The sequence below is a fragment of the Kamptonema sp. PCC 6506 genome, from assembly GCF_000180455.1.
Lineage (GTDB): Bacteria > Cyanobacteriota > Cyanobacteriia > Cyanobacteriales > Microcoleaceae > Kamptonema > Kamptonema formosum.
Window position 1 is genome coordinate 1 of sequence record NZ_CACA01000203.1, and the last position, 2,109, is coordinate 2,109.

2 protein-coding genes are annotated in these 2,109 nt (G+C 39.8%); one reads left to right on the top strand and one right to left on the bottom strand.

Annotated elements, in window-relative coordinates:
- Positions 1–1,287, top strand: a 1,287-nt coding sequence (locus OSCI_RS10585; protein ID WP_007354931.1) for a Glu/Leu/Phe/Val family dehydrogenase, incomplete at its 5' end; no start/stop codon positions are given.
- A 121-nt stretch (positions 1,288–1,408) separates the two neighbouring features.
- Here OSCI_RS10585 and OSCI_RS10590 read toward each other — a convergent pair.
- On the bottom strand, positions 1,409–2,109 hold a 701-nt coding region (locus tag OSCI_RS10590; RefSeq protein WP_157135557.1), incomplete at its 5' end, for a hypothetical protein.

Consider the following 2,109-nt stretch of genomic DNA (forward strand, 5'->3'; position numbering starts at 1 on the left):
ATGTCAGATTCATTATTTGCTGATGCCAGCCGCAGATTAGAGCAGGCCTTGAAATATGTTTCGCTTTCAGAAGATACAACTGAACGCCTCAAATATCCTAAATCTACTTTAATCGTATCAATTCCAGTGCGAATGGATAACGGTTCCTTGCGAATTTTCCAAGGCTACCGCGTTCGCTACGATGACACCAGAGGCCCGACCAAAGGGGGAATACGTTATCATCCGAAAGTTTCTCTGGATGAAGTGCAATCTTTAGCCTTTTGGATGACTTTTAAATGTGCAGTTTTAAACCTACCTTTTGGAGGTGCTAAGGGAGGGATTACCCTAAATCCCAAAGAATTATCAAAGATGGAATTAGAACGATTAAGTCGGGGTTATATAGATGCGATCGCAGATTTTATCGGCCCCGATGTCGATATTCCCGCACCCGATGTTTACACCAATCCGATGATTATGGGTTGGATGGCCGACCAATATAATATCATTAACCGCAAACTTTGTCCAGCAGTTGTTACTGGTAAACCTGTCACCATTGGCGGTAGTTTGGGTCGAGATACGGCGACAGCAATGGGAGCTTTTTTTGTAATTGAAACCTTATTACCTAAATTTGATTTAGTACCACAAAATACAACTGTGGCGGTGCAAGGTTTTGGTAATGCCGGTGCAGAAATCGCCGAATTACTCTCGAAAGCTGGCTATAAAGTAGTTGCTGTTAGCGATTCCCAAGGGGGAATTTATGCCAAAAAAGGGCTAGATATTCCTAGTATTCGACAATTCAAAGAATCTAACCGCAGTATCAAAGCAGTTTATTGCGAAGGTTCGGTTTGTAACATTGTCGAACATGAAGTTTTGACGAATGAAGAACTTTTAGCTTTAGATGTTGATGTGCTAGTTCCAGCAGCCTTGGAAAATCAGATTACCGAGGCGAATGTGCATAATATTAAGGCTAAGTTTATCTTTGAAGTGGCTAATGGGCCTACGACTTCTGCTGCTGATAACATTTTAGCAACTAAGGGAGTTAAAGTCATCCCAGATATTTTAGTGAATGCTGGTGGAGTGACAGTGAGTTATTTTGAATGGGTACAAAATCGCAGCGGACTTTATTGGACATTGGAGGAAGTAAATCAGCGGTTAAAGTTGAAAATGATTGAGGAAACTGAGGTAATTTGGAAAATTGCTCAGGAGTTGTCAATTTCGATGCGGACTGCTGCTTATGTACATGGATTAAATCGCTTGGGAGAGGCGATGAATGCTAAAGGAACTAGAGATTATTATGTCAATGGTTGAGCGTTAAGCAGGACTGATGCACGTCGAGGTAGAAACCGGGTTTCTTTGTAGATATCTCGTTGAGAATCTTAGATTTTTCCTAGAAACCCGGTTTTTTTGCGTAAGTCCTGCTTTAATTTTTCTAGTCACTTTTACGACAACTCCAACCCTTGTGAGATTGGCCTTTACCTTGAGCTATTTTACTCATGTGGCCTTGATCTAAGCCATGTTCTCTACAAAATTTGGCGAGGTTCATAATTTTCTGTTCTTTACCATCTGGATTAATCACAACCCAACTATTGGATTTTATTTGACGCAGTTTCTCACCTTGACTTATAGGCATGACCTTTTTCTTAATTTTTTCTGGTTTTTCTATAACCAGTGGATCTGATTTACTAAATTTTTCTGAAATTAAGGTAGGAATAGGACGATCGGTGCGGTAACAACGATAACCTTTATGTTGCTTAAACTTTCCTTGAGCAACTTTAACCATACAGCCTGAGTCTAATTTGTGTGTTTTACAAAAACTGTTGAGATTACTGACAGGTAATTTTTCGCCATCCGGTGTAATAATCAGCCATTCTTTCGGCTGCGTGAGAGTTTTTATTGGCATTGACGAGTCTGAATAACCACATAGCCACCCTTTATAATTATTTAACTTCCCTTTGGCAATTTGAATCATTGCACTGTCATTCAAACCGTGATTTTTGCAAAACTGCCTGAGATTATTGATTTCAAAAATTTCTGCATCGGGGCTAACAATAATCCACTCTTTAGTTGACTGAAAGACTTTGAGTGGTTTTGGCGAATCTACATACTGGCAAGTCCAACCTTTATAGGTAT